At 60.1% G+C, this 1,791-nt stretch carries 1 protein-coding gene; it reads right to left on the minus strand.

The features are described 5' to 3' along the window. Positions 1-36 precede the first annotated feature (36 nt). On the minus strand, positions 37-1,791 hold a 1,755-nt coding region (gene nosZ, locus ACYVIA_RS22235), incomplete at its 5' end, for a TAT-dependent nitrous-oxide reductase (RefSeq protein WP_460844484.1).

Raw genomic sequence — 1,791 nt, forward strand, 5'->3', positions numbered from 1 at the left:
GCCGCGGGAAGCAAAGGCATCCCGCGGCTTTCCTGCTTAAGCCTCTACCAGCAGACGGCTGCGCATTTCAAGATGCAGCGCGTGGCAGAAGTGCGTACAGTAAATCCAGAACGCACCCGGCTTGTCCGCCTTGAATGTCACGGACTTGGTTTCCTGCGGGTTCACGATAAAGTTGATGTTGTAGTTGGGGATTGCGCAACCATGTGCCAGATCCTCAACCTTGTCATGGTTGGTCAGCGTGATCGTGACTTCATCACCCTTCTTCACCTTGATGACCGGCAGGCTGAACGCAGGCGCCACCGACATCATCCGCACATGGACCTTGTTGCCCTTGCGCTCGATACCGGACTGCTCCGGTGTCTTCACTGCGTTCGGGAAGTCGTCCATGTTGTAGACCTTGCGGGTCTTCACGCGGTCGCGGCGGACGATGATGCCGTCATGCGGTTCCGGGTAGGCGGTATGGTCGGCGATCAGGCGCATCTTCTCGCCGCTGATGTCGATCAGCTGCTCGGTTTCCGGATGCAGCGGGCCGACCGGCAGGAAGCGGTCCTTCGAGAACTTGTTACCCGAGTTGAAGTACTTGCCATCGGCTTCCTTGGTTTCGCCCATCGAGGCAAAACCGTGGCCCGGCTGGTAATGCACGTCAAGACGGTCGACGATGAACTTCGCGTTCTTGTCGCCCTTGAAGTGTGCAATGGCTTTTTCGATGTTCCACTTGACCAGCTGGCTGTCCAGGAACAGCGAGGTGTAGGCGTTGCCGCGACCGTCGAAGCCAGTATGCAACGGGCCGAGACCGATTTCCGGCTCTGCCACAACCGTGTCGCGCTCCTTCTCCACGCCGCCATCGAACCACTTGTGCAGCAGCGAGATGTCGACCACGGTTGCCGTCGGCGACAGCTTGCCGGAGCAAACGAAGTACTTGCCGTCCGGCGAGATGTTCACGCCGTGCGGGTTCTTGCCAACCGGCACGTAGCAGACGAGCGAGGTCTTCGGATCCGTGTTGGCTGCCTTGCGGCCGTCCACGACCGGCACCTTCGAGCTGCCGATGGTGGTGAACTTGCCATCCTTGACCATCTTCTCGACACGCGCAACGTCCACAACGAGCAGCGCGTCGTGCTCGGCCGCCATCATGCCTGCCTGCTCTGCCGAGTTTTCGACGTTGTACTGGTTGACTGCAGCAAAACGGCCGTCGTACGAAGTCGCAACCAGGTCCATGTTGCCGTCCACGCGCAGCTGCCAGCGCACTTCCATCGTCTCCGCATCGACGCAGGAGAACAACGCGCCCCACTTCTCGGGATTGTCGAGATCACGGCCATCGTTCGGCAGCGGGATGTGGAATTCGGCACCGCAGAATACGCGGGTCGTGTAGTTGATCTTTTCGTCGAGCGGGTCGCGCTTGTCCGGGAAGATGCCGTGGAAGCCCATCACGTTCGGGATCTCAGTGATCTTGTCGCATTCCATCGTGTCCATGCGGATACGTGCGATGCGCGAGTGGATCTTGTCGTTCACGAACAGCCAACGGCCGTCATACGTACCATCCTTATAGCTGCCGTGCACGTGGTGCGTATCACCGGTGGTGTACTTCAGGCTGCCATCGGGCTTGGTGCCCATGATCGCCTTGGATTCATTCGTGATGCCCCAGCCGACCATCGGGTCAATGTTGAACACCGGAATGCGGCGCAGCTCGCGGCCGGAAGGCACGCCGATGACGCGGACTTCGGCATTGTGGCCGGCGCTGGAGAAGTGATAGTACTCATCCAGCTGGCCCGGCGCGACATGGTCGCCCGCAGC

The sequence above is a fragment of the Noviherbaspirillum agri genome (assembly GCF_054780595.1).